This window comes from Corynebacterium sp. MSK044 (assembly GCF_030232825.1).
In the GTDB taxonomy this organism is placed as follows: domain Bacteria; phylum Actinomycetota; class Actinomycetes; order Mycobacteriales; family Mycobacteriaceae; genus Corynebacterium.
In genome coordinates, this window is sequence record NZ_JASPJJ010000016.1 from 32,950 (window position 1) to 56,293 (window position 23,344).

The following is a 23,344-nucleotide window of genomic DNA, read 5'->3' on the forward strand; positions in this document are numbered from 1 at the left end:
AGTATGAAAGACCTCTACCAAACCGTCAACGGCCCGTGGCTGGACAGTCACGCCATCCCGTCTGACCGCGGTGTGGATGGCACCTTCCACGCGCTGCGGGACAAGGCGGAAGAAGACGTCCACGCCCTCTTAGAAAACGGCACGGACCGTGGCAGTGACCTGTACGCCTCCTTCATGGACACCGACGAGATCAACATCGCGGGAATGAGCCCCATCGAGGAGGATCTCACGCTTATCGACGTCTCCTCCCCCACCGAGCTCGCCGCCGCCTTCGGCGCGCTGGATCGCACCGGTGTTGGCGCGCCGTTGACCTTCTGGGTGGAGAAGGATTCCCTCGGGGACACCGCGGTGCCTTACCTCATCCAGTCGGGCCTGGGCCTGCCGGATGAGGCGTACTACCGTGAGCCCGCCCACGCTGAGACGCTCGCCGCCTACCGCGCGCACGTGGAACGGATGCTCGGTTTCCTCGACGCAGACCGCCTCTTTGGTGCCAGTCCGGCCGATGCCGCGTCGCGCATCGTTGACCTTGAGGCGCAGATCGCCAGCCACCACTGGGACGTCGTCGCCTCGCGCGATTCGCTGAAAACCTACAACCCGACCACGCTCGGTGAACTCCCCGACATCATCCAGACTCTCCTCACAGCCTCCGGTTTGCCGGAGGGGAGGGTGATTGTGATGATGCCGTCCTTCGTGGAAAAGCTTGCAGAGCTGCTTATCAGCGTCCCGCTGACCGATTGGAAACTCTGGGCCACCTGGGCCATTCTGCGTTCCCGCGCGGGCGTGCTGACGGAGGATGTGGGTGCGGCGAATTTCGAGTTCTATGGCACCGTGCTCTCCGGCGCGACGGAGCAGCGTGACCGCTGGAAGCGTGGCGTGGCGCTAGCGGAATCCCTCGTGGGTGAGGACCTGGGCAAGGCGTACGTGGACAAGCACTTCCCGGCTGACTCCAAGGCGCAGATGCTCGAGCTCGTGGACTACCTCGTGGATGCCTATGAGCAGCGCATTTCCACCCTGCCGTGGATGTCACCGGAGACGCGCGAGCGCGCACTGGAGAAGCTGCGCCTGTTCAACGCGAAGATCGGCTATCCCGACACCTGGCGTTCCTATGAGGGCCTTGAGTTTTCCCGCGAAGGCGGTGACCTGGTGGCCAACGTGCGCGCGGGTGCTGCTTTTGAGCATGACTACCAGGTGTCCAAGGTGGGCAAACCGGCGGACCGCAATGAGTGGGTGGCCACCCCGCAGACCGTCAACGCCTTCTACAACCCGGTGGTCAATGACATCACTTTCCCGGCCGCGATCCTGCAGCCGCCATTCTTCGACCCGGCAGCGGATGCGGCGGAGAACTTCGGTGCCATCGGCGCTGTTATCGGCCATGAGATCGGACATGGCTTCGACGATCAGGGCTCGCGTTACGACGGCCACGGGAACCTCAACTCCTGGTGGACCGACGAGGACCGCACCCGGTTTGAGGAGCTCACCGCCAAGCTGGTCAAGCAGTATGACGGCCTAGTGCCCACCGTGCTGGAAGGCCGCGGCGAATCCCGTGGTGTCAATGGTGAGTTCACGCTGGGTGAGAACATCGGTGACCTGGGTGGGCTGGGCATCGCTGTGATCGCATACAAGAACTACCTCGCTGAGCAGGGCCTGGACCCGCGCGGCCCGGTGCAGACCTTCCACGCCCCCGGCGCGACCGCGGAGGTCGACGGCCAGGAATTTGACGGCCTGCAGCGCCTCTTCCTCGCCTGGGCACGGGTGTGGCGCACCGCCATCCGCCCGGAGATGGCCGCACAGTACCTGGCCATTGACCCGCACTCGCCGGCGGAGTTCCGCTGCAACATCGTGGCGGGCAACATCGCCGAGTTCTATGAGGCGTTCCCATCGGCTGAAGCCCTCGTGCCTGAGGCTGACAGGGTGGTGATCTGGTAGCCATGAACACCCCCGACTACCGCGCCAGCCAAGAGCGCATGCGCCACATCCCGGAACCGGCCCCACCGGTAGAAGACCTCCCGGCGGGCCCCTCCAACACCGCCTACCCCCTCAATGACCAAGGCAATGAGGACTTCAATGTCGGCGGCGTGGAACGCACTCTGCCGCCCGAGGAGCAGCTGGAGCAGCTAGTCAGCTACATGGATGCCACCTACCCGGTGCCCGACTTCACCCCGCCGTGGAAGGGCGGCAGCGGCGATCCTGGTGATGCGGACCGCTACGTGGCTAACCTGCCAGACCGCATCACCCACGCCGCGATGCTCATGCTGGGCTCCGGCTTGGACCACACGATGCCGGGCGTGGCCTACGGCATGAACATCCGCACCACCCGCGAACTGCCGGCCTTGTCTGATCTGCCGGATCTGCCCGGCCAGGTGGACATTCCGGCGCGCATCTTCGTGCCCACTGCCCCCACCGGCCGGTGGGCGGTGTCCCTCCACTCCGGTGGCTGGTGGCGCGGATCCGGGCAAGCTCTGGAATTGCAGTGGCGCCCGGAAGTAGCTGCAGCGGCAGAACTGTCCGGTACCACTATCCTGGACCTGGACCACCCGCTGGCCCCCGAAGCGGACCTGGACGAAATCCTGGACAGTGTGCGCAAGGCCATCGGCTACGTGCGCGCCCAGGAACCCGCCTCGGTGACACTGTGGGGTTACAGCTCCGGTGGCGCGTTAGCGGCGCTGGCTGCCGCGGACGTTGACGCCCTCGTGCTCACCTTCCCCGACCTGGACTCCGTGGCTAATCTGCCTGAGGATCTGCGTGGGGGCCACACCGTGCCCTTCCCCACCGAGTGGCCGAAGACCCTTCTTCAGATCGCCCTCAAAGACGAAATCGCTGCCCGTCCGGACATCTCCGACGCCAGCGACACCGTGCAGGTGGCGGAATACCACTCCACCCACCGCATTGCTACCCCAGCGGAGAACCGCCGGCGGGTGCGGGACATCGCGGAATTCCTCCGCAGTGTGGATTAGCAGGGTGGACTAGCGGCTCGCGCCCACGGGCCTCAGCGTGGGCACCGGGCGCTTCTGGCCGCGAGGGCCCAGCCACCACGGCATCTCCCCTGCGGCACCAGTGGTACCAGCAACCTGCCCGGCGCGCCCGAAGACGCGACGGCTCTGTTCCGTCTGGTCGATCCACTCCAGGACGTCCTCGGTGTGGTCGTCCACATCCCCGTATGTCATGGCTGCCACGGCGAAATCCCGGCCGAAAGACACGGACGCCACCGCACCTGAACGGTCATCGGACCAGCCGAATTTGGTACCGATGACCCCGTTCAACCGATCCGTCCCAAAGTCCTGCGCGAACCCATCCTCCGCATACAGCGTGTGGTTGACCATCGCGCGGATCATGGGTTCGGCCACCGGGTCATCTTTGACCAGGTTGATGAATTTGGCCATGTCGTACGGGGATGTGGACGACCGCCCCCAGTAGCCGGCGCTCACCGTGGAGGTGAGACCAAACTCCTTAGCTACCTCATCAATCGCCTTCGGGTACTTGCGGTCCAACTCCACCGCCAGGCCATCAGAGGAGGCACGGACCATCCGCCACACCTTGCCCTTGTCCTCCGTTTTCCCGTTGTGGAGGATCCAGTAGCCGAGGTACAGCTTGGCCAAGGACAATGCCGGGCGGGGGTCTTTGGCGCCGGGGCTGCCGCTCCAGCGACCACCATCGTGGTACACGGCCATGTCGGTGCGCTCGCCAGGATCACCCGGCAGCACGTCAAGAGCCACTGCTGGTGCTGGCACCAACGCCACCAACAAACACGCGGCCACCGCCGCCACACGTTTCACCCGCATGGTTTTCTACAGGTGCAGGATGGACTCGTCTTCGTCGAGAGTTTCCTCATCCACAGGCTCATCGACCTCACACAGCGTGACCACCGCGCCGTTGGGATCAGCCACGGTGAGCAGCAGACCGAAGGGGGAATTCTCCGGGCCACGCAGGATCTCCCCACCGAATTCCTGCACCTTCATGCGCGCTTCCGCAATGTTGGTCACGCCCAGGTAGGAGCTCCAAAAACTGGGCACGTCCGTCGGAATCTGCCCGGAGGCATCCCACATACCCGCAAACGCAGCACCATCCTGCATGATCAGCAGGTAGCCCTCATTTTCCACAATGTCCCAGCTAAAAAGCTCGCCATAAAAGTCAGCGACAGCGCGCACATTGCTTGTCGACGCATACTCGAACCACACCGGCGTCCCCGGCTCCCCCGCCGCCACGAACGCCTCTTCCCCCGCCGGCTGGAACAACCCGAACCAGCCGCCGGAAACATCCGCGCACAACGCCATGGTTCCCAGGGATACCTCCATCGGCTCAGAGAGCACGCGCCCACCGAGTTCTGCCACCCGCGCGGAATCCCGGGCGATGTCGGTGGTGTAGAAGTACGTCATCCACGTATCCGGCATGGAGTCCTGTTCCAGCATGCCCGCCACCGGCATCCCCTGCAGGCGGGCAACGCGGTAATCACTGGCAGGGCCATCAGTGTCACCGGCGTCCCCCATCTCCCACCCAAAAATGCGGGAGTAGAAGTAGGAGGACTTCCGTGCCTCCGTCGTTGCCAATTCAATCCAGTAGGGCATTCCCGGCTGGGCTTCAAAAGCAGGCATGGTTTAGGGGTTCCTCCGTTCAACAGAGCGTTCTTCAGGGCTAGCACCATCGGCCACGATGGTCACCGAGTCGCCGGTGGAAGGGACGGAGACGACGTCGCCGTCGATAAGCGATTGGCCCCGCGATGAGGCGGGCTCACCGTTGACATAGATGAGGCCGTCGGCGATGACTTCCTTGGCGTGACCACCGGATTCCACCAGGTTCACGAGTTTCAGAAACTGGCCGAGCTTAATGCTCCCGCCGCTGATCTCAACCTGCATTAACCCAGCCTGACAGCGGTGCCGGTAGCGGCGACGAGCATCATCGAGCCGTCCGCACCCATCGGCGAGTAGTCCAACTCAACGCTGACCACGGCATCCGCGCCGATCTGGCGGGCGCGCTCCCACAGCTCATTGAGCGCACTGTCGCGGGCGCCGACCAGCTCCGCCTCCCACGAGCTTGCACGGCCACCAACCAAGTTGCGGAAACCCGCGCCAATATCCTTAAACATGTTCATGCCGGTGATGGTTTCACCGCCGACGATGCGCATGTACTCAACAATCGTGCGACCTTCAACGGTCGGAGTAGTGGTAAGAATCATGCCCCTAACACTACTTGGAAAGCGCCGACAAGCATCCACACGGCCAACGCCACAAAGACAAGGCCCGTGACCAGGTCCACCACGTGCCCCCAGCGCGCCAAAAAGCTAGCCAGCTTATCCACGAGCACCGCAAACCCCACGAACCCCCCAAACCCAATGACCACCAGCGTGATCAGGATGAGCAGCATCCACTCCCACCCCATGCCCGGGGTGATGAACTGGGCGAACACGGCCCCGAAGAACAGGACCGCCTTGGGGTTGGACAGGTTGGTGTACACCCCGATGCGCAGGGCTTGGGCGGTGGTGAGTTCTTTGCTGTTTGCGTGCGCGCTGGCCTGTTCGGTGCCCGGTTCGGCAACCTGGAGTTTCCGCGCTGAAAGGCCGGCACGTATGGCCCCCACCCCCATGAAGAGCAGGTAGATGCCGCCGACGAGCTGCAGCACCGCCAGCACCTCTGGCACCGCCTTGATCAGGGCGCTCAGGCCCAGAAGCGACGCCGCGATCCAGACGGTATTGCCCAGCATGATGCCCACGGCGCAGGCCACGCCGACCGCGCGAGACTTAGCACCCAGGCGGATGATCTGCACCAGGTCCGGGCCAGGACTGGCGATGGCGGCAACCCAAATGCCCACCAGCGCCACGTATGTGGAAATGGTCATGGTCGAGCTGGGCCTAGCGTTCTGCCTGGTCCGTCGGCATGATGTTCATCGTGTCGATGTTCACGTGCTTCGGCAGCGACGCCACCCACCGGATCGCCTCCGCGATGTCCTCGGCGGTGAGGTTGAGTTTGCCCTCATAGACTGCCGCCGCACGTTCGGCATCACCGCCGAAGCGGTTGATGGAGAAGTCCGTTTTCACCCGGCCCGGGTCAATTTCGGTGATGCGGATGGGCGTGGACTCCTCTTCACGCCTAAAAGCACGCGTGATGGCACGCAACCCGAACTTGGCCGCGTTGTATCCGCTGCCGCCCGGGTAGGCATCCCACCCGGCCATGGAACCGACGTTGACCACCAGACCCTCCGCCGCCACGAGCTGCAGGTACAGCGCCTTGATCATGCGCATCGTGCCCATGACGTTGGTCTGGTACATCCAGTCCCAGTCCTCCGGCTTGGCATCACGCAGGTAGTCGAGGCCTCGCGCGCCGCCCGCGTTATTGACCAGCAGGTCAACCCGGTCAAGCCGGGCCGCGAGCTCATCCACGCTGGTCTGATCTGTCACGTCCAACTCCACGCCCACGCCACCGATCTCGGCGGCGATACGCTCGCACTCCTCCGCGCGGCGGGCGGCGACGTAAACGGTCCAGCCGTCGGCGGCCAGGGCTCGGGCCGTGGCCTCCCCAATCCCGGCGGAGCCGCCGGTGACTACTGCGATCTTGTTCTCAGCCTTATTCTCAGCCATGCAGCTGAGTCTATCCCCCGGGAGCTATCCCGCTTTCTCTTCACCGAATTCGTCGAGTTTGTCGGCATACAGATCCCGCCGGAAACGAGTAGGTGTCGTCGATATCTGGCTGGTAATGAAATGTGTACGTGTTGATGAGCATGTTTTCCCCCTTCGTTTTTCACCCTAAAAGCACGCGGGCGGCAACATAAAGGGAAAATTATCCACTCTTGTGTGCATGTAGATTTGTCTGCGTGTCACACTTCGATCTCGCCGTCATCGGGGCGGGCCTACCGGTCGCGGGTATGGTGGATTCGCTGCCCGCGTGTGGCCCCGTCGTGGTCGAAGCACCGCCGGGAACAGGTAAAACAACGCTCGTGCCGCCCGCGATCAGCAACCTCGTGCACGGCACCACACTCGTTGTCGCCCCACGCCGGGTTGCGGTTCGCGCGGCTGCACGTCGCCTTTCGCTTCTCGACGCCTCCCCCTTAGGCACCCGCATCGGCTACTCCATCCGCGGCGAACACAAAGACGGCTCACTGGTGGAGTTTCTCACCCCGGGCGTGCTGCTCAACCGGCTACTCAAGGACCCGGAACTGACTGGTGTGGGTGCGGTAGTGATCGACGAAGTCCACGAGCGCCAGCTGGACACCGATCTGGTCTTGGCCATGCTGATGGAGGTGGCCTACCTGCGCGATGACCTCTACCTGGCCGCCATGTCTGCCACCTTGGATGCCCAAGCGTTGGCCGACCACATGGGTGCGCAGGTGGTGTCCACGGAGTCCGTCATCCACCCCCTGGATGTGAGCTACCACCCGCACCCAGGCCGCGCGGAGGGCACCCGGGAGTTCTACGAGCACGTGGCGCGCCTGGCGGGTGGTGCTCCCCCTTCTGAGCGCACCCTTGTCTTCGTGCCCGGCGTGCGCGAAGTGGAGCTGGTGTGTAGCCACCTGCCGGATGCCGCACCATTGCACGGCCGGTTGAGCTCCCGCGAACAGGACGCGGCGCTGGATGGGGATGCCCCCGTGGTGGTGGCCACCGCAATTGCCGAGTCCTCCATCACCGTCCCCGGTGTCCGCCGCGTGGTAGATGCCGGCTTATCCCGCGTGCCCCGGCGTGACGCCAGCCGCGCGATGACGGGCCTGGTCACCGTTTCCGCCGCCGCTACCAGCGCCGACCAGCGCGCCGGGCGTGCCGGGCGCTTGGGTCCCGGCACGGTGCTGCGGGCGTATTCCCAGTCGGACTACCAGCACTTCGCCGCCGACATCGCCGCGGAAATCACCACCGCGGATCTCACCTCCGCAGCACTGACGATGGCGGCGTGGGGGTCCCCAGATCTGCCACTGCTCACCCCGCCACCGGCCGCAGCGTTGGACGCAGCGCACGCGACCTTGCGTGCGCTGGGGGCGTTGGATGCTTCTAACACCATCACCGCCCACGGTCGCCGCCTAGCTGCCCTGCCAATGGACCCCCGCCTGGGCACCGCGTTGCTGCGCCACGGTTCGGGTGCTGCGGACACTGTTGCGGCTCTCACGGAAGGGCTCAGCGGGGACCTCAGCCGGGCGCGGGCACCGAGGCGGGTGGTGGAGAGGCTGGCGAGGCTCGTGGATAGCTCCGCCCCCGTCCCCGCCGGTGACGTCGTGGCCACAGCCTTTCCCGAATGGGTGGCCAAACGCCTCGACGACCGCGAATACCTCCTTGCCAGCGGCACCCGCGCCACCCTGGACAGCAGCATCACACCCACCGAATGGATCGCCGCCGCTGAAGTCCAACTCACCCGCAGCGGCGCCATCATCCGCGCCGCCGCACCCATCGGCCTGCCCACGGACCGCATCGAAGAAAAGACAACAGCCTCACTCGTTGACGGCAAAGTCCGCGCCCGCCGCACCACCGCCATCGGTGCTATCGAACTGACCTCCACGCCCGTCACCCTCAACCCCGCCGACGCCGCCGAGGCCCTGGCGGGCATCACCTTCGACCAATTCCCACTGTCTGAGAAAGCCCACGTCCTCAAGCACCGCCTTGACTTCCTCCACGCCCAACACGGCGAGCCCTGGCCCGACGTCACCCAGGGCGACTACACCCCCGAAATCCAGCAGCTGGCCAACGGCACGCCACTCAAAAACCTGGACATGTACGTCGCGCTGACCCGCCAGCTGCCCTGGCCCGAAGCAGCAAGGATGGATGAACTAGCCCCCGAAAAACTCGCCGTGCCCTCCGGCTCCCACCCACGCATCGACTACTCCACGGGGCGGCCCATCGTGCGGGTGAAGTTGCAGGAGTGTTTTGGGATGGTGGGGGGTGCGTCGATAAGCAATATGCCCGTACTTTTCCACCTCCTCTCCCCCGCGGGGCGCGAACTCGCGGTGACCGACGACCTGGAGAGTTTCTGGAACGGCCCCTACGCCGAGGTGCGCAAAGAGATGTGCGGCCGCTACCCCAAACACCCCTGGCCCGAAGACCCCTGGACCGCGCAGGCCACCGCGCGCACCAAAAACCGCATGTGAACTTTTTAAAAAATTGGTGGCCACCCAGTATGTTTAAGCGTTATGACTAACGCCCACAGCGCCCCCAGCGCGCCAAGTGCTGCAAGCCGCGCGAACACAGTGACCATCTGGACGCTGGTCTCCCTGATCATCGGCTCCACCGTCGGTTCCGGCATCTTCGCTTTGCCGCAAAATATTGCGTCGGTGGCTAGCCCCGGCGCGATGCTCATCGGCTGGGTCATCGCCGGTGTGGGCATGCTGTCCATTGCGTTCGTGTTCCAGATCCTCGCGCGGCGCAAACCGAACCTGGATTCCGGCGTGTACTCCTACGTGCGCGCGGGCTTGGGCGATTTCATCGGGTTCACTGCTGGTTGGGGCTACTGGCTGGGTTCCGTTATGGCGCAGGTGGGTTACGCCACCTTGTTCTTTGGCACTGCGGGGCACTACCTGCCCTTCTTCAATGAGGAGAACCCGTGGATCGTGGCCTTGGCGGTGTCGGCGCTGACCTGGGCCATTTTCTTCGCGCTTACTCGCGGTGTGAAACAGGCGGCGGTGATGAATCTGGTCACCACGATTGCGAAGTTGGTGCCTATCCTCGCGTTCATCGTGCTCATCGCCTTCGTGGGCTTCAGCTGGGACAAGTTCACCCTGGACTTCTGGGGCGCGGACTCCGGCATCCCGCTGCGGGAGCAGATCCAGGGCATCATGCTGTTCACGGTGTGGGTGTTCATTGGTATTGAGGGTGCCTCCGTGTACTCCAAGCAGGCACGTTCCCGTAAGGATATTGGCCGCGCGACGGTCATCGGCTTCCTGTCGGTGCTCGCGCTGCTCGTTGCCGTGTCCACGCTCTCCTATGGTGTGCTCACCCGCGAAGAGCTCGCCGCGCTGCCGTCCAACTCCATGGGCGCCGTGCTGGAAGCCGCCGTCGGCCCGTGGGGTGGCGCGCTGATCTCCATCGGCCTATGCCTGTCCGTGCTGGGCGCGTATATCTCCTGGCAGATGCTGTGCGCAGAACCCATCGTGATGATGGCCAGCGACAACCTGCTGCCCAACAAGCTCGCCCAGAAGAACGCGAACGGCGCACCGTTCATGGCCCAGTTGCTGTCCACCAGTGTGGTGCAGTTCTTCGTCATCGTCTTCTTCGCCAACGAGACGTCCTACAACGCCATGGTGCAGCTGGCCACCATCATGTACCTGTTGCCGTACATCTTCTCGTCGCTGTACCTCGTGCTCCTCGCCGTCCGCGGCAAGGGCCTGTCACACCCCCACGCCGGAACGCGTTTCGACGACTCCGGCCCCACCGTCTCCACCCCCGACAACCGCCGCCACCTAGTCATCGGCATCATCGGCTTCATCTACTCACTGTGGCTCATCTACGCGGCGGACCTGGTGTACGTCCTCTTCGGCGCTTTGGCCGTGATCCCGGGCCTCATCGCCTACGTGTGGACCCGCCTGGCGCAGCGCGAAAAGCCCTTCAACACCTTCGAATGGGCCGTGGTCCTCGTGGTTGTGGTGGGCTCGATCTTTGCCGTCGTGGGACTGCTGAACGGCTCCTTGTCACTCGATTAAAAATCGAGCGACAAGCACACATCCGGCACCAAGGCAAGCTTAAAGGTCGAGCGCCAGGTAGACCGTCAGTACGACCACCAGGGTGAGCATGGCATAGCGCACTAGCTTCGCCCCGCCACCGAGCACCGTCCGGGCGCCGATCTGCGCGCCCACAATATTTGCCGCTGCCAGGGACAATGCTAAAGCCCAATCAACATATCCGGCCGCGATGAACACGCCGAGGGCGCCTAAGTTCGTGGCCGTGTTCACCACCTTCGCCATCGCGGCGGACTGCAGGAAGTTCTGCGCGAACAGTGCCGTGAACCCCATGATGAGGAACATGCCGGTGCCGGGGCCAAAGGTGCCGTCATAAAACCCGATGGCCGCCACCAGGCACACCCCGCCGGCGAGTCGAGCGCGCGTGACCACCGGCTCAGACTCAGCCGTGCCGAACTCCGGTTTAAACGCCACGAAGATCCCTACGGCGACGAGCAGGATGAGGATGAGGGGGCGGATGAGGGCGTCGCTAATAAGCGATGCGATGAGCGCACCACCCGCAGACAACACACCCGCAATGAGAGCGTAAGCCCAGGTGCGGCGGGGCACACCCACGCGACGGACCATCGTGAAGGCTGCCGACGCCGTGCCTGAGACCGACGCCACCTTATTCGTCGCCAGAACCGCCGCCCCCGGCAACGGCGTACCCGCCATCAGCACCGGGATGAGGATGAGGCCGCCACCCCCAATCACCGCATCCACCCAACCGGCAAGCGCAGCGGCGGCGAGCAATAGGGCAATCATGGAAGCCCACGCTACTATGCCAAACGTGGAACAACGCAGCCGATGGATGATCGTGGCACCCGTGTCGGTACTGCTTGGATACGCGTTGACCCTGCTCCATGTGCCGGCAGCCTGGATTCTGGCTGGGATCATCGTCTCCGGCGCCTCCGCCCTGGGCACCGGGCGAGAACTGAAGCTCAACGCCACCTTCTACCAGTTCTGCCGTGGCATCATCGGCGTTCTCGCCGCACTACCCCTGGCGGGGGTGCCAGTGGGGGAACTCGCGCGCTACCTCGTGCCGGGCCTCGTGTCCGCGGCCGTGATCGTGGGCATCGGCTTTGTTGGCGGGCTTCTGCTTGCCCGCTACTCCACCAAACGAGGCGAAGGCGTCAGCCGCGAAACTGGTGTGCTGTCCATGCTCTCCGGCGGGTCCTCCATCATGCCAGCGCTAGCCACTGAACTCGGCGCCAACATGCGCTACGTCGCGCTCACTCAATACCTGCGGCTATTAGCGGTATCCATGACACTGCCACTCGTCGCATCCTTCCTACCCACACCAGGAAGCAACCACGCCGCGGGCATTGAAGTGACCTGGTGGATGTGGCTGCTGGTCATCGCCGTGGCCATGGTCGGCAAACCGATCGCCTCCTGGTGCCACCTCCCCGCACCGGCGGTTTTTGGGCCGCTGATCCTCACAGCGATTATCGCCAGTCTCCTCCCCATCCCCCTCGCCCCGCCCGAACCACTCGCCATCATGGCTTTCCTGTCCATCGGCTGGGCCTGCGGTGGGGGGCTCAGCGTGCCTGCTTTGAAGCACTTTGCCAGCCTGCTGCCCGCCACCATCACCTTCATCATCGTGGTCATGGGGGCCTGTGCCGGCACCGGATGGGGCGTGGCCAAGTGGTTGGGTATCACCTACTTCGAGGGCTACCTAGCCACCAGCCCCGGCGCGATTGAAACGGTGCTGGCGCTGTCTGCCGAAGGCGGTGGGGGTCCAGCGGTGGTCGCGTTGCAGCTGATTCGGCTCATCTGCATCGTGGTGTTCGCAGCAGCCTTGCCCACGATCCTGCGCCGCATGGACAAACGCCGCGACTAAAAGCCGATGCTAGGCGCGGCTAGGCGTCCAAGATCTGGTGCGCCAACATGTCCATCGGCATGGACCCCAAACGCAGGGCCTTGTCATGGAACTCGCGCAGGGTCATGCCGCGGTCGCGGGCCTTGGAGCGCAGGTCCATCCAGTCGCGATACCCCAGGGCATAGGAGGTGGCTTGGGCGGGCCAGCCCATGTAGCGGTCGATCTCAAAGGTGAGGTTCTGCTCATTCATCGCGGTGTTCTCCCGCAGGAAAGCCTTGGCGTAGGGGGCGTCCCAGTAGCCGGAGCCGTCCGGGGTCTTCTTCTGCAGGTGCACACCGATGTCCACGGCCACGCGCGCCATGCGCAAACGCAGGGAGTCGAGGAGGCCCATGCGGTAGGCGGGGTCGTCGAAAAGCCCCAGCTCACCCATGAGGGCCTCGGCGTATACGGCCCACCCTTCGCCGTGCGCGGCGTTCCAATTGATGGCGCGGCGCCACAAGTTGAGGGTGTCGCGCTGCGTCATGGCGATGCCTTGCTGCACGTGATGGCCGGGCACACCTTCATGGCAAATGCGCGCCAGCTCATGCCACGTGTGGAATGCGTCTTGGCCCTCCGGCACAGACCAGCACAGCAGACCAGGGCGCGTGAGATCCTCCGACGGCGGGGTGTACAGCATGCCGCCCGTGCCAGTCTCCTCCACGCGGCATTCCAGCGTGCGGATCTCCTCCGGCAGAGTGAACATCGTGCCGTCCAGCTTCTCAATCAGCTGGTCCGTGGTCCGCTGCATCCACTCCACCAGCGCATGGCGGTCCGTGATCGTGTAATTCGGGTCCGCGTCCAGGCGCTTGCAGGCGCTGCGGGGTGTGCATTCGTCGTAAAGCTCGCGCGCCAAAGCTTGCTGCTTATCGACGACCCCCCTCAACTCCTCCAACGCCCACTCATACGCATCATCCAAATCCACCGAACGGCCGAGGAAGAACTCCGAAAACAGCTCGTAGCGCTCCCTGCCTACCGCATCCTCGTGGTGGGCCAACGGCGCAAGCTCAGTGGAGAGCCAATCCGCCATCTCACTGAACGCGTCCTTCGCCTCAGCGACGGACTCCGCATCAGCGGCAAGCCCCAAAGTTTCCAGGACGGAGCCGTGCTCCCCCAGCGCCTCACACTGGCTGATCACCGCATTAATCTGGCGCTGCGTCGCCACATCACCATGACTGGCCGCTTCCGCCAAAGACTCCCGGTAGCCCGCCAACGACGTCCGCACCGCAAACAACCGGGTCGTGAGGTTATCCAGGTCCTCCTGCGTCTCCTTCGGCATCACCGTCAAACAGTTACGGATCACCTGCACCGGGGACGTCACGTTATTGAGCATCCGCAGATCCTCACCACTGTGGTGCAGATCCAACTCCACCGCCATGCGGTCACGCAGGATGGCGCCGGTAACGTAATCGACGGAATCAAAATCATCATCATCGTCCGACGAATCCGTCCCGTCATTCAGGGCATCCACGTCCGCGATCAGATCCCTGATCCGATCCGCCAACGCACCCCAATGCTCCGGGGAGAAATCCTGCAACTGGTCGTCATACCCGTCGATGCCCAAGGTGGTAGCCAAGGTGGGCGAAAGCTCCGCAAGGTCATACACAAAGTCCTCGCAGGTGGCATCAAGCAGGGACGGCTGCCGCTCCGGTGAACACATAAAAGAAGAGTGTACCGATGATCCGCCCCATTAGAGTGAGGCCCATGACCGCATCAGACCGTGCCCTTGATCACGCCCGCGAACTCGTAGCCACCGCCCGCCGCGTCGAAGTGTTCACCGGCGCCGGCATAAGCGCCGACTCCGGCCTGGCCACCTACCGCGACGCCGTCACCGGCATCTGGGAAAACGTGGACCCCACCGCAATGGCGTCCATCGACGCCTGGGCCAAAGACCCCGACACCATGTGGGCCTGGTATCGCTGGCGCGCCCACCTCGCCAGCCAGGCGGAGCCCAACGCGGGGCACCTGGCACTGGCGAAATGGGCCACGTATACCCCCCTAACCGTGACCACGCAGAACATCGACGACCTCCACGAGCGTGCCGGTTCCCGCGACGTGGTGCACCTGCATGGCTCGCTTTTCCATTACCGCTGTGCGGTGTGTGGGCGGCCGTATAAGGGGGACGTGGAAAAGCCTGCGCCTCCGCAATGCCCCCTGTGCGGCAACCTCGTCCGGCCTGGCGTCGTCTGGTTCGGCGAGCCCCTCCCCGCGCGCGAATGGGAGGAGGCGGAACGGCGCATGCGGGAGGCTGACCTCGTGGTCATTGTGGGCACATCTGGCGTGGTCTACCCCGCCGCCGGACTCCCCCGTCTTGCCCACGAACAAGGCACCCCCATCATCGAGGTCACACCCATGGAAACCGACCTCACGCCGCTTGCCACCGTCACACTTCTGGACACCGCCGCGAACGCCCTCCCCGCACTGATAGCAGACCTTGACTAGGTAGGCCGTAATATATTCGTTATGAAGACCCAGTGGTCCGCCTTCTCGCGCCCGCACAACCCGACGGCAAAATGCCTTCACCTCGTGCGGCTCAACCAGGTGACCTCCCGCAGTGAGCTCGTCACCGCAACCGGCCTCTCACAGCCCACCGTCACTCGGGCCATCGCCGCACTCATGGGGGCCGGGTACGTCACCGAGCGCACCGACCTCACCCGCTCCCAGGGCCGCGGTCGCCCCATCATCCCGCTAGAGCTGACAGACACTCCCGCCATCCACGCCGGCATCGCCGTGGGTACTGGTTCCACCTACATCGCGCTCTTTGACATCAAAGGCCGCACCATCCGCGACTCCGAACTGGATATCCACGTCGCCGATATGAGCCAGGACGACTTCATCCAGCACATCATGGCTGGGCTCAACCGCCTCATGGCGGACTTGGGGCGCCCGCTGGCCACGGTGGGGGTGACCACATCCGGTAGTGTCAGCCCCGACGGCGTGGTCAACGCGCCGAACCTGGGGTGGACAGATGCGCCGTTCGGCTCCGAGATGCGGGAGCAGTTCTCGGTGCCCGTGCAGGTGACGTCGGCGGTGTCCGCGATCATCGGTTCAGAGATCCAGTCCGCACTGACGGTGGATGGTGCGCCGATGATGGCCCTGTTCGCGGACGATTCCATCGGTGCGGCCGTCACTCAGGACAAGGGGGTGCTGCCCATCGCGGTTGACCGGCCGGATCTGACCACCCGTGGGGTGCTCGGCGGCCAGGCGCTGGTTGAGGCGGTTAAGGCGGCGTCGGGGGATGCGTCGTTACGCAAAAAGCTTGATGCGCGCGCGCAGAAACTTGGCGAGCTCGCCGCAGAGCTCATGAAAGAGCACTCGACTCCCGCGTTGGTTGTCGCAGGTTCCGCGCTTATCGACGACCCCTTGGCCCCCTCCCTCTTCGCCCGCTCCGTCCGCTCCGCCCTGCCGAACGCGTCCCTGCGGATGATTCCCACGCACCGCGAAATGGTGCGCGATATTGCCCGGGCTGTGGCCCTAGACCTGGTACTCCGTGAGCCCCTCGCGGTGGCGACGCCCTAGGTCCACGTACTTCGCTGCGTGGGTGATCAGCCCGGCGCGCTCCTCTGCGCTGAGTTCGCGGCGGACTTTGGCGGGAACGCCGGCTGCGAGGGAGCCGTCCGGGATGTCGTGACCTTCAAGGACCACTGCCCCACCCCCAATGATGCAGCCTGCGCCGATGGTGGAGTACGCGAGGACTGTGGCACCCATGCCGATGAGGGTGCCGTTGCCGATGCGCTCCCCATGGGCCATGGCGAGGTGGCCGATGGTCACGTCCTCCCCGATGACGTTCTCCGTGTCCGTTTGGACGTGGATGACGCTGCCGTCCTGGACATTGCTGCGGGCGCCGATGTGGATGGCGCCGACGTCCCCACGAATGACCACGCCAGGGAAGATCGCCGCGTCCGGGCCGATGGTGACGTTGCCGATGATCGTGGCTTCCTTCGCCACAAACGCCGTCGGGTGAATAACCGGGTGCGCACCTTCGAAGCTGTAGAGCATGCGCCCTAGCGTAGCCGGATGCGCGCGATCTGGGCGTAGATAATGTAGCCAATGATCAGCGCCAGACCTGTGTATACGTACAGTGAGGAGCGCAGCTGGCCCACGATGGGTTCGATGTTCACCGCCGAGAACGGCACCATCACGAGGAACAAGGCGAGGCAGGACACTAACCCCGCGAGCTGCGCCGGCATGACGCGCGCCGCGGCACGATTCACACCGACGAGGATGGCCACGCCCAGCGGAACAATCCATACCCAGTGGTGGTACCAAGAAAACGGTGAAACAAGGCACGCACCCAACCCCACGAAGCCAACCGCCAGGGGCAGGTTATCGCGCTGCACCGCCAGCCACGCAGCCCACGCCACCAGCGCCACGGTGACAAGGGCCAGCACCAGCCACACCGCACCGGACTCAATGCCGAAGTCGCGCACCAACACCGACTTGATGGACTGCGCTCCCGGATTCGAGTGGTCACCGACGCGGTCGGAGGAGAACATGGCGTCCGTCCAGAAGGCCTTCGCGTCCGGCACCGCAAGCCACCCCACGACGACGGTGACAAGGAACGTGACAATACTCCCGAGCGCCGCCACCCACCGTCGCTGCACCAAAAACAGCAACCCGAAAAACGCCGGTGTCAGCTTGATCCCGGCAGCCAAACCCACCCCGATACCGGGCAGCCGGTACTTGCCGGTCAGGAAATCCAAACACACCAACACCATGAGCAGGATGTTCACCTGGCCCCAGAACAGGGTGGCGTGCATCGGCTCCGTACCCAGAAGGAAGAAAGCGGCCAAAGCAGGAAGGATGACGGCAAACACCGGCGTCATCTTCACCCCCAGCCGCACGAAGCATAACCACAGCACCAGCAGGGTCCCCAGGATGGACATGGTGTGCCAGAGCACCGTCACCGTGATGTCATCGAGCACGCTCAAGAACGCGAACAGCAGCCCCGAAAACGGCGGGTAGGTAAACGGCAGGTCAAAAATAAGGAACCCGCTGTACAGGTCCTCTCCCGCGATGACACGCTCCCCGCCACGCAGGTAAATCCACAGGTCAAGGGGGATGTCTGTTTTGAAGACACTGTTGTACTCTTCAAAATTCGCCCAGTACCGGTACACAAACACCACGAGCGCAACAAGCAGCGCACCCGCCACCGTTGCCTGACCTGCGAATTGTTTTACACTGCGCTTCTCACCGGTTTCCACAGTGAAAAAGATACCCCCTGGATGGGCAAATCAGCGGAAGGGAACCTCGCCTTGTGTGCGACGTAACTTACGTGTCCGTAACCGCTCCGGATTTTTAGCTAACTTCTCCATCGTCCGCACGGCACACATCACGTGCGCCTCCTTCGAATTGGAGTAGAAGGCCTGCGCCGCCGCCGGCAACTTCGGCACCGCATGCAACGGCAGATCCGACACCGCCAACAACGTCCCATACGGCACGCGGTAGCGGTAGCCATTCGCCGCGATGGTGGAGGACTCCATGTCCACCGCCACCGCCGTCGACCCCCGCAGCCACGCCCACAGGTCCCGCGGGGTCTGCCACTCCCAGTTGCGGTCATCCGTGGACAGCACCGTGCCCGTGCGCATGAGGGACTGCTCCTCATCCCCATAGATCCGCTTGACGGTCTTCTCCAGCGTCCGCTGAATCTCTGGGATCGCCGGGATGGGCAGTTCACGCTCGATGTGGTTGTTCAGTACGTGGTCGCGCCGCTCATAGGCGTTGCCTAGGATGAGGTCCCCGATCCGCATGCGGGCGTCCAGGCCGGCGCAGTGCCCGATCATGATCCAGCACTCGGGGCGGAGCACCGCCAAACAGTCCGTGATGGTCTTCGCATTCGACGGCCCCACGCCAATGTTGATCATGGTGACGCCGGAATTGTTTTCCGCCACCAGGTCGTAGCGTGGCATCTGGTAGCTGGAGGTCACGTCAGCAGCCATCTCGTCCACGGACGCAACGTCAGCGGGGGTGATACGTCGCCCATTTGGCAGCAGCAGGGCGGTGTACCGGGTTCCCTCCCGCGCGAGTTCGCTCAAGCCGAAGCGCACGAATTCGCGGGTGTGCATGTCGTAGTTAGTGAACAGGATGTAGCGCTGCACCGAGTCCACTTCGATGCCGGTGTAGTGCTCAATCCGTTCGCAGGCGATGTCGAAACGTTGGGGGCCGAAGTGGAAGAGGGGTTTTTCGGGGCCGTGGAAGGCGTCCCAGTCGGCGTCGATGATGGCATCGTGGACGTCGTCAAGCGTGGGGCGCGGGATGTCAGTGCGGCGTGCTTCGCTGACGGGGACGTGGCCACGGATGTATTCGGGCGGAATGCCCACGTCGGAGTAGCCGACCGAGATCTCGCACGGGTAGTTGGTGGCCAGGCATTCGAGCTGGTGGCGCAGGTAGGCCTCCATCATGTCGGGCCGCGAGATCACCGCTGAGTAAGTGCCGGCCTCATCCACGTAGCCGAAGGGTTGGGAGCGGTCGATGGGTTTCCATTCAGTGATGCGCACCGCGATTTTCGGGTACAGCACCTCGTTGTAGCGCGCATAGTCGCCGGTAGCGACGCATTCACGCGCGCGTGCACAGGACGCCGCATACAGCTCTTTTAGCTTATCGACGGCCTCACTCACACTTCCCACTACATCCAACTGCCCCATGCCGCCCAAGCCTATAAGATCCTCGGTGTGAATAAGCGGCATGTGGCACTGGCGGGCGCCTTTGGGGTGCTCCTGGGCGGTTGCTCGCGCGTGGAGGAGTTGCCGTCGCCTGAGTTGAGACCGGTGTCTGCTGCTCCGGATGGACCACACCTTGAATTGGGCGACCTGGATAAGAAGGTGGCTGTGATTGAGAAGCAGCAGGGTGTCCAGGTGGGCGTGGCGCTTTTCGACGGCACACAGGACATCACCGCAGGTTCCGTGGGCGTCATGCCGGCGTGGTCCACCATCAAAGTGCCCATTGCGTTGGTGGCCCAAGAGCACTGCCCATACGGGGAGAGTGCGCTAGAGGGACTCACAGAGGCGGCCATCGAGTGGTCAGACAATGATGCCACCGATCAGCTGTGGGTCTGCATTGGTTCGGATGCGGAGGCGGGCCGACTGGTGTCAGAGGAGATCGCTAAGAGTGGTGTCACGGTCACCCCGGAGCCTGCATGGGGCACCACATCGTGGACTTTGCCTGGTCAGGCGCGGTACGGGTACCAGTTGGCGGAGGTGCCGGCGGATAACCCAGTGATCGTCGAAATGCGTAAAATTGTGGACGAACATCGCTACGGCCTAGGCCAACTGGATAATGTGCCATTCAAGGGCGGCTGGTCCGATGCACCCGACGGATCATGGCACACCCGCCAATTCGGCTTCATCACGGTTGGCCAGACCACGTACGGCATCGCCATCGCTGCCCGTTCCCTCGACGGCTCCGAGGAAGACTGCCAAGAGGCACTCACCCAGGTCGCCGACTATCTCAAGGAGGCAAAGGTTGACTGAACAAACCACCATCGATCTGCTACGCCAACTCATCCGCAACGCCTGCGTCAATGACCTCACCCCGGATTCCGGCCAGGAGGTACGCAACGCTGAAACCCTGGAAGAGTTCTTCGCCGACACGGATGTGAAAGTACAGCGTTTTGAGCCACACCCCGGTCGCGTGTCCGTCGCATTCACCGTCGAAGGGGCGGACCCTGAGGCGGAGCCGTTGACGTTGTTGGGGCATACGGATGTGGTGCCCGTGGATAAGCCAAAATGGACGAAGGATCCGTTCGGTGCGGAAATTGAGAACGGACGTATCTACGGGCGGGGTGCGATGGACATGCTGTTCATCACCGCAGCGATGGCGGCGGTCACGCGCGAAGTGGCGCAGTCGGCGCAGCGGCCGCGCGGCACCCTGACCTTCGTGGGCTGCGCTGATGAGGAGGCCCGCGGTGGACTCGGCGCCGGCTGGATCGCCGAACACGAGCCGGACGCGTTCAGCTGGCGCAACTGCCTCTCCGAGACCTCTGGGTCCCACCTGCCCGACGCTCTCGTTGTGGTCGTGGGTGAGAAGGGTGCGGCGCAACGGCGCATCACTATCCACGGCGACGCCGGCCACGGGTCTGCGCCATATGGGCGGGAGCTGACCGTGGGGCTGGTGGGCGAAGTTGCGCGTCGACTGGCCAGCATCGAGCCCCCTGTTGTCTCCGATGACCTGTGGCAAGGCTACGTCCGTGCCTTCCGCTTCGACCCCTCGACGGAGCAGCAGCTGCTCCGCGGGGAAAACTATGAGGCGCTTGGCCCTCTTGCCCGCTACTCCCACGCCATGAGCCACCTCACCGTGGCGCCGACCGTGATCCGTGCCGGTGGAGCCATCAACGTGCTGCCGTCGAACGCGTACGTTGAACTGGACATCCGTCCGCTGCCTGGGCAGACGCAGGAGGAAGTCGACGAGGTACTGCGGGAAGCGCTCGGCGATTTGGCGGACCGGGTGGAAATCGAGCACTTGATCACTGAAGACGCCACCGTATCCCCCGCCTCCGGGCCGCTGTACGAGGCGATCGTGGAAACCTTCGGGGAGTTCTTCCCCGGCGTGCCCGTCGTGCCGACGATTGCCGCCGGTGGTTCCGACCTCCGCTTCGGCCGCCGCAAAGGTGGAGTGGGCTACGGTTTTGCTCTGCACGCTGCTGGTCGTGGGTTCGGTGAAGTACTCGACCAACTGCACTCGCACGATGAATACGTTGAGATCGAAGATGTGGAACTGACCACGAAGGCGTACCGCTCTTTGGTGCACAAGTTCGTGTTCTAAGGCGAAAGTTTTCTCCCGAACCCCCTGCCCCGAAAGGCAGAAGTGCATTATCTTGGGGGACTATGACAACGCGCCTGCACAATGATTCTGACACGACCATCACAATCAAGAACCCTGCCGACGGCACCATCGTCGGCACCACGAACTACTACGGCGCTGAAACTGCCACGCAGATCGTGGAGCGCGCCCGCGCCAAGCAGCCCGAGTGGGCAGCCACCCCGGTCAAAGAGCGCAAGAAGATCATGCTGCGCTACCACGACCTGGTGCTCAAGCACCAGAACGAACTCCTGGACATCATCCAGGACGAGAACGGCAAGAACCGTCGCGCCGCCTTCGAAGAGGTGCTTGATAACGCGTTGACTGCCCGCCACTACGCCTACCGCGCGGAGAAACTCCTGTCGCCGGACCGCGCGAAGGTGGCATTGCCGATTGCCACCAAGACGCAGGTCCAGTACGCCCCCGTCGGCGTTGTAGGCATCATCGCCCCATGGAACTACCCGCTGGTGCTGGCCATTTCGGACGCCATCCCCGCGATCCTGGCCGGTAACACCGTGGTGCTGAAGCCGGACTCCAACACTCCGCTGACCTCGCTGCGCGCCGCTGAACTGCTCGCCGAAGCAGGTCTGCCCAAGGACGTCCTCACCGTCATCCCTGGCTCCGGCCGCGAAGTGGGCCAAGCTCTCGTGGAGCAAGTCGATTACCTCATGTTCACTGGTTCTTCCGCCACCGGTGCCAAACTCGCTGCCCAGGCCGGTGAACGCCTCATCGGTTTCTCCGGTGAGCTGGGTGGGAAGAATCCGTTGATTGTGACGGCAGATGTGGACGTGGATAAGGCTGTATCTGGCGTACGCCACGCATGCTTCTCCAACACGGGCCAGCTGTGCATCTCCATTGAGCGCATGTACGTCCACCGTGACGTGGCGGATCGGTTTATCCCGGCGTTCGTGCGGTGCGTGGAGAAGATGAAGATCGGCGCGGGCCACGACTGGGACATCGACATGGGCTCCCTCATCTCTGCAGACCACGCCGATACCGTCGCCGAATTCGTCGACGATGCCGTGGCTAAGGGCGCTACCGTCGCCACCGGTGGCAAGCGCCTGCCGAACATCGGGCCGAACTTCTACGCCCCGACCGTACTTTTGAACGTGCCGGAAGACGCACGCCTGTACCGCGAAGAGGTGTTCGGTCCGGTGGTGTACATCGAGGTCGTCGACTCGCATGAGGAGGCAATCGCGAAGGCCAACGACACCGAGTACGGCCTGAACGCGTCCATCTTCGGCAAGAGCTCCACCGCGCAGGAGATCGCGCGCCACCTGGAGGCCGGTACCGTGAACATCAACGAGGGCTACTCCGCCGGCTGGTCCTCCATCGGCGCCCCCATGGGTGGCTGGAAGCGCTCCGGCGTGGGCCGCCGCCACGGCGACGGTGGTCTGCTCAAGTACACCGAGTCCCGTACCGTCGCTGAGCAGCGCATCGTGCCCATCGGTGGCCCGGAAGGCCTGGCTCCCGAGAAATGGGCAGGCCTACTCACGGCCGCACTGAAGTACGGCCGTGACATCCTGCGCTAGTTACCTCCCATACAGGAGCGTCATCGCTCCGTAGAGGTGGATGGTGTTGGATACCAGGTGCCCACGTGGGGAGCGCCATAGTGGGGCGCCCCGGATGTTTTCCACCCGGCCCATCAACACAGGGTCGCAAATGAAGCGGAATTAAAACCCCAGGACGCTTCAGATCGATACCGCGGTTCAGTATCTGTAGACACCACCCGGTAGGTATCTACAAAACGGTTGATACCCTCTACTGCATCCGGGTAAGCAGTGGTAAAGAAGTCGATGAATTCATCAATGTCATAATCCGGTACCAGCTCCGGTTCAACGCCGAAAACCATCACGGGATTCGCGCCGAAGAAGAACTCATGATTGCCATTATCGGTATGAATGGTGATAAAGCACAGCATAAGTTCAGCAACGCTGATCATCCAGTCTTCCTCTGGTCCGATACCGGGATCCCCGACATGCCACTAACCATCAATATATTCAAGTCCTGAGTGCATGGTTATTGTTTTTCTTGTGGTTGTGGTGTTGGGTCGAGCATGAATGTGGCGCCGGCATC

General features: G+C 63.6%; 22 protein-coding genes. 10 read left to right on the forward strand and 12 right to left on the reverse strand.

Going from position 1 to position 23,344, the window contains the following annotated elements:
* The first annotated feature begins 3 nt into the window (after positions 1-3).
* Together QP994_RS09095 and QP994_RS09100 are read left to right on the forward strand one after the other, a co-directional pair.
* Positions 4-1,926, forward strand: a complete 1,923-nt coding sequence (locus QP994_RS09095) for a M13 family metallopeptidase (RefSeq protein WP_284866357.1) — start codon at positions 4-6, stop codon at positions 1,924-1,926.
* Positions 1,927-1,964: 38 nt separating this feature from the next.
* Complete coding sequence (locus QP994_RS09100) at positions 1,965-2,954, forward strand: alpha/beta hydrolase fold domain-containing protein (protein ID WP_502870038.1); 990 nt, start codon at positions 1,965-1,967, stop codon at positions 2,952-2,954.
* Positions 2,955-2,963: 9 nt separating this feature from the next.
* Here the strand turns inward: QP994_RS09100 and QP994_RS09105 are convergent, their stop codons facing one another.
* Genes QP994_RS09105 through QP994_RS09130 form a run of 6 tightly spaced genes read right to left on the reverse strand, consistent with a single transcriptional unit; the run spans position 2,964 to position 6,568 of the window.
* Positions 2,964-3,779, reverse strand: coding sequence for a hypothetical protein (locus QP994_RS09105; protein WP_284866358.1), 816 nt, complete (start codon positions 3,777-3,779; stop codon positions 2,964-2,966).
* A gap of 6 nt (positions 3,780-3,785) precedes the next feature.
* Positions 3,786-4,589 (reverse strand): VOC family protein, encoded by an 804-nt coding sequence (locus tag QP994_RS09110; RefSeq protein ID WP_284866359.1) that lies wholly within the window; start codon positions 4,587-4,589, stop codon positions 3,786-3,788.
* A 3-nt stretch (positions 4,590-4,592) separates the two neighbouring features.
* Positions 4,593-4,850 carry an RNA-binding S4 domain-containing protein gene (locus tag QP994_RS09115; protein WP_284866361.1) on the reverse strand — a complete coding sequence of 86 codons (258 nt, stop codon included), beginning with the start codon at positions 4,848-4,850 and terminating at the stop codon, positions 4,593-4,595.
* Positions 4,850-5,170 (reverse strand): heavy metal-binding domain-containing protein, encoded by a 321-nt coding sequence (locus QP994_RS09120; RefSeq protein WP_284855682.1) that lies wholly within the window; start codon positions 5,168-5,170, stop codon positions 4,850-4,852. The genes QP994_RS09115 and QP994_RS09120 overlap by 1 nt, the downstream gene beginning before the upstream one ends.
* Positions 5,167-5,829, reverse strand: a complete 663-nt coding sequence (locus tag QP994_RS09125; protein WP_284866363.1) for a LysE family translocator — start codon at positions 5,827-5,829, stop codon at positions 5,167-5,169. The genes QP994_RS09120 and QP994_RS09125 overlap by 4 nt, the downstream gene beginning before the upstream one ends.
* A 13-nt stretch (positions 5,830-5,842) precedes the next feature.
* A complete protein-coding gene (locus tag QP994_RS09130) occupies positions 5,843-6,568 on the reverse strand; it encodes an SDR family oxidoreductase (RefSeq protein ID WP_284866365.1) in 726 nt (241 codons plus the stop codon).
* Between the two features lie 284 nt (positions 6,569-6,852).
* Here QP994_RS09130 and QP994_RS09135 point away from each other — a divergent pair, with 284 nt between their 5' ends.
* Both QP994_RS09135 and QP994_RS09140 read left to right on the forward strand, forming a co-directional pair.
* Positions 6,853-9,054, forward strand: coding sequence for an ATP-dependent RNA helicase (locus QP994_RS09135; protein ID WP_284866382.1), 2,202 nt, complete (start codon positions 6,853-6,855; stop codon positions 9,052-9,054).
* A gap of 42 nt (positions 9,055-9,096) precedes the next feature.
* Positions 9,097-10,602 (forward strand): amino acid permease, encoded by a 1,506-nt coding sequence (locus QP994_RS09140; RefSeq protein ID WP_284866367.1) that lies wholly within the window; start codon positions 9,097-9,099, stop codon positions 10,600-10,602.
* Positions 10,603-10,641: 39 nt separating this feature from the next.
* Here the strand turns inward: QP994_RS09140 and QP994_RS09145 are convergent, their stop codons facing one another.
* A complete protein-coding gene (locus tag QP994_RS09145) occupies positions 10,642-11,382 on the reverse strand; it encodes a TSUP family transporter (protein ID WP_284855677.1) in 741 nt (246 codons plus the stop codon).
* A gap of 16 nt (positions 11,383-11,398) precedes the next feature.
* On the opposite strand from QP994_RS09145, the gene QP994_RS09150 reads away from it, so the two are divergent.
* Positions 11,399-12,457 carry an AbrB family transcriptional regulator gene (locus QP994_RS09150; protein ID WP_502870037.1) on the forward strand — a complete coding sequence of 353 codons (1,059 nt, stop codon included), beginning with the start codon at positions 11,399-11,401 and terminating at the stop codon, positions 12,455-12,457.
* A gap of 19 nt (positions 12,458-12,476) precedes the next feature.
* On the opposite strand, the gene QP994_RS09155 is transcribed toward QP994_RS09150, so the two are convergent.
* Positions 12,477-14,132 carry a DUF885 domain-containing protein gene (locus QP994_RS09155; protein ID WP_284866369.1) on the reverse strand — a complete coding sequence of 552 codons (1,656 nt, stop codon included), beginning with the start codon at positions 14,130-14,132 and terminating at the stop codon, positions 12,477-12,479.
* Positions 14,133-14,176: 44 nt separating this feature from the next.
* On the opposite strand from QP994_RS09155, the gene QP994_RS09160 reads away from it, so the two are divergent.
* Together QP994_RS09160 and QP994_RS09165 are read left to right on the forward strand one after the other, a co-directional pair.
* On the forward strand, positions 14,177-14,914 hold the full coding sequence (locus QP994_RS09160; protein ID WP_284866371.1) for an NAD-dependent deacylase: 738 nt from the start codon (positions 14,177-14,179) through the stop codon (positions 14,912-14,914).
* Between the two features lie 21 nt (positions 14,915-14,935).
* On the forward strand, positions 14,936-15,991 hold the full coding sequence (locus QP994_RS09165) for an ROK family protein (RefSeq protein ID WP_284866372.1): 1,056 nt from the start codon (positions 14,936-14,938) through the stop codon (positions 15,989-15,991).
* Here the strand turns inward: QP994_RS09165 and QP994_RS09170 are convergent.
* Genes QP994_RS09170 through amn form a run of 3 tightly spaced genes read right to left on the reverse strand, consistent with a single transcriptional unit; the run spans position 15,947 to position 19,116 of the window.
* Complete coding sequence (locus QP994_RS09170) at positions 15,947-16,471, reverse strand: gamma carbonic anhydrase family protein (protein WP_284855671.1); 525 nt, start codon at positions 16,469-16,471, stop codon at positions 15,947-15,949. The genes QP994_RS09165 and QP994_RS09170 overlap by 45 nt on opposite strands.
* Before the next feature lie 5 nt (positions 16,472-16,476).
* Positions 16,477-17,676 carry a glycosyltransferase 87 family protein gene (locus QP994_RS09175; RefSeq protein WP_284855670.1) on the reverse strand — a complete coding sequence of 400 codons (1,200 nt, stop codon included), beginning with the start codon at positions 17,674-17,676 and terminating at the stop codon, positions 16,477-16,479.
* Positions 17,677-17,706: 30 nt separating this feature from the next.
* On the reverse strand, positions 17,707-19,116 hold the full coding sequence (gene amn, locus QP994_RS09180) for an AMP nucleosidase (RefSeq protein WP_284866374.1): 1,410 nt from the start codon (positions 19,114-19,116) through the stop codon (positions 17,707-17,709).
* A gap of 27 nt (positions 19,117-19,143) precedes the next feature.
* Here amn and QP994_RS09185 point away from each other — a divergent pair, with 27 nt between their 5' ends.
* The 3 genes from QP994_RS09185 to QP994_RS09195 all read left to right on the forward strand — a co-directional run bounded on the left by QP994_RS09185 (position 19,144) and on the right by QP994_RS09195 (position 22,800).
* Positions 19,144-19,941: a serine hydrolase gene (locus QP994_RS09185; RefSeq protein ID WP_284866376.1), complete on the forward strand. Its 798-nt coding sequence runs from the start codon at positions 19,144-19,146 to the stop codon at positions 19,939-19,941.
* Positions 19,934-21,232, forward strand: a complete 1,299-nt coding sequence (locus QP994_RS09190) for a M20/M25/M40 family metallo-hydrolase (RefSeq protein ID WP_284866378.1) — start codon at positions 19,934-19,936, stop codon at positions 21,230-21,232. The genes QP994_RS09185 and QP994_RS09190 overlap by 8 nt, the downstream gene beginning before the upstream one ends.
* A gap of 62 nt (positions 21,233-21,294) precedes the next feature.
* A complete protein-coding gene (locus QP994_RS09195) occupies positions 21,295-22,800 on the forward strand; it encodes a succinic semialdehyde dehydrogenase (protein WP_284855664.1) in 1,506 nt (501 codons plus the stop codon).
* Positions 22,801-22,913: 113 nt separating this feature from the next.
* On the opposite strand, the gene QP994_RS09200 is transcribed toward QP994_RS09195, so the two are convergent.
* Positions 22,914-23,210: a hypothetical protein gene (locus tag QP994_RS09200; RefSeq protein WP_284856304.1), complete on the reverse strand. Its 297-nt coding sequence runs from the start codon at positions 23,208-23,210 to the stop codon at positions 22,914-22,916.
* Positions 23,211-23,344 lie beyond the last annotated feature (134 nt).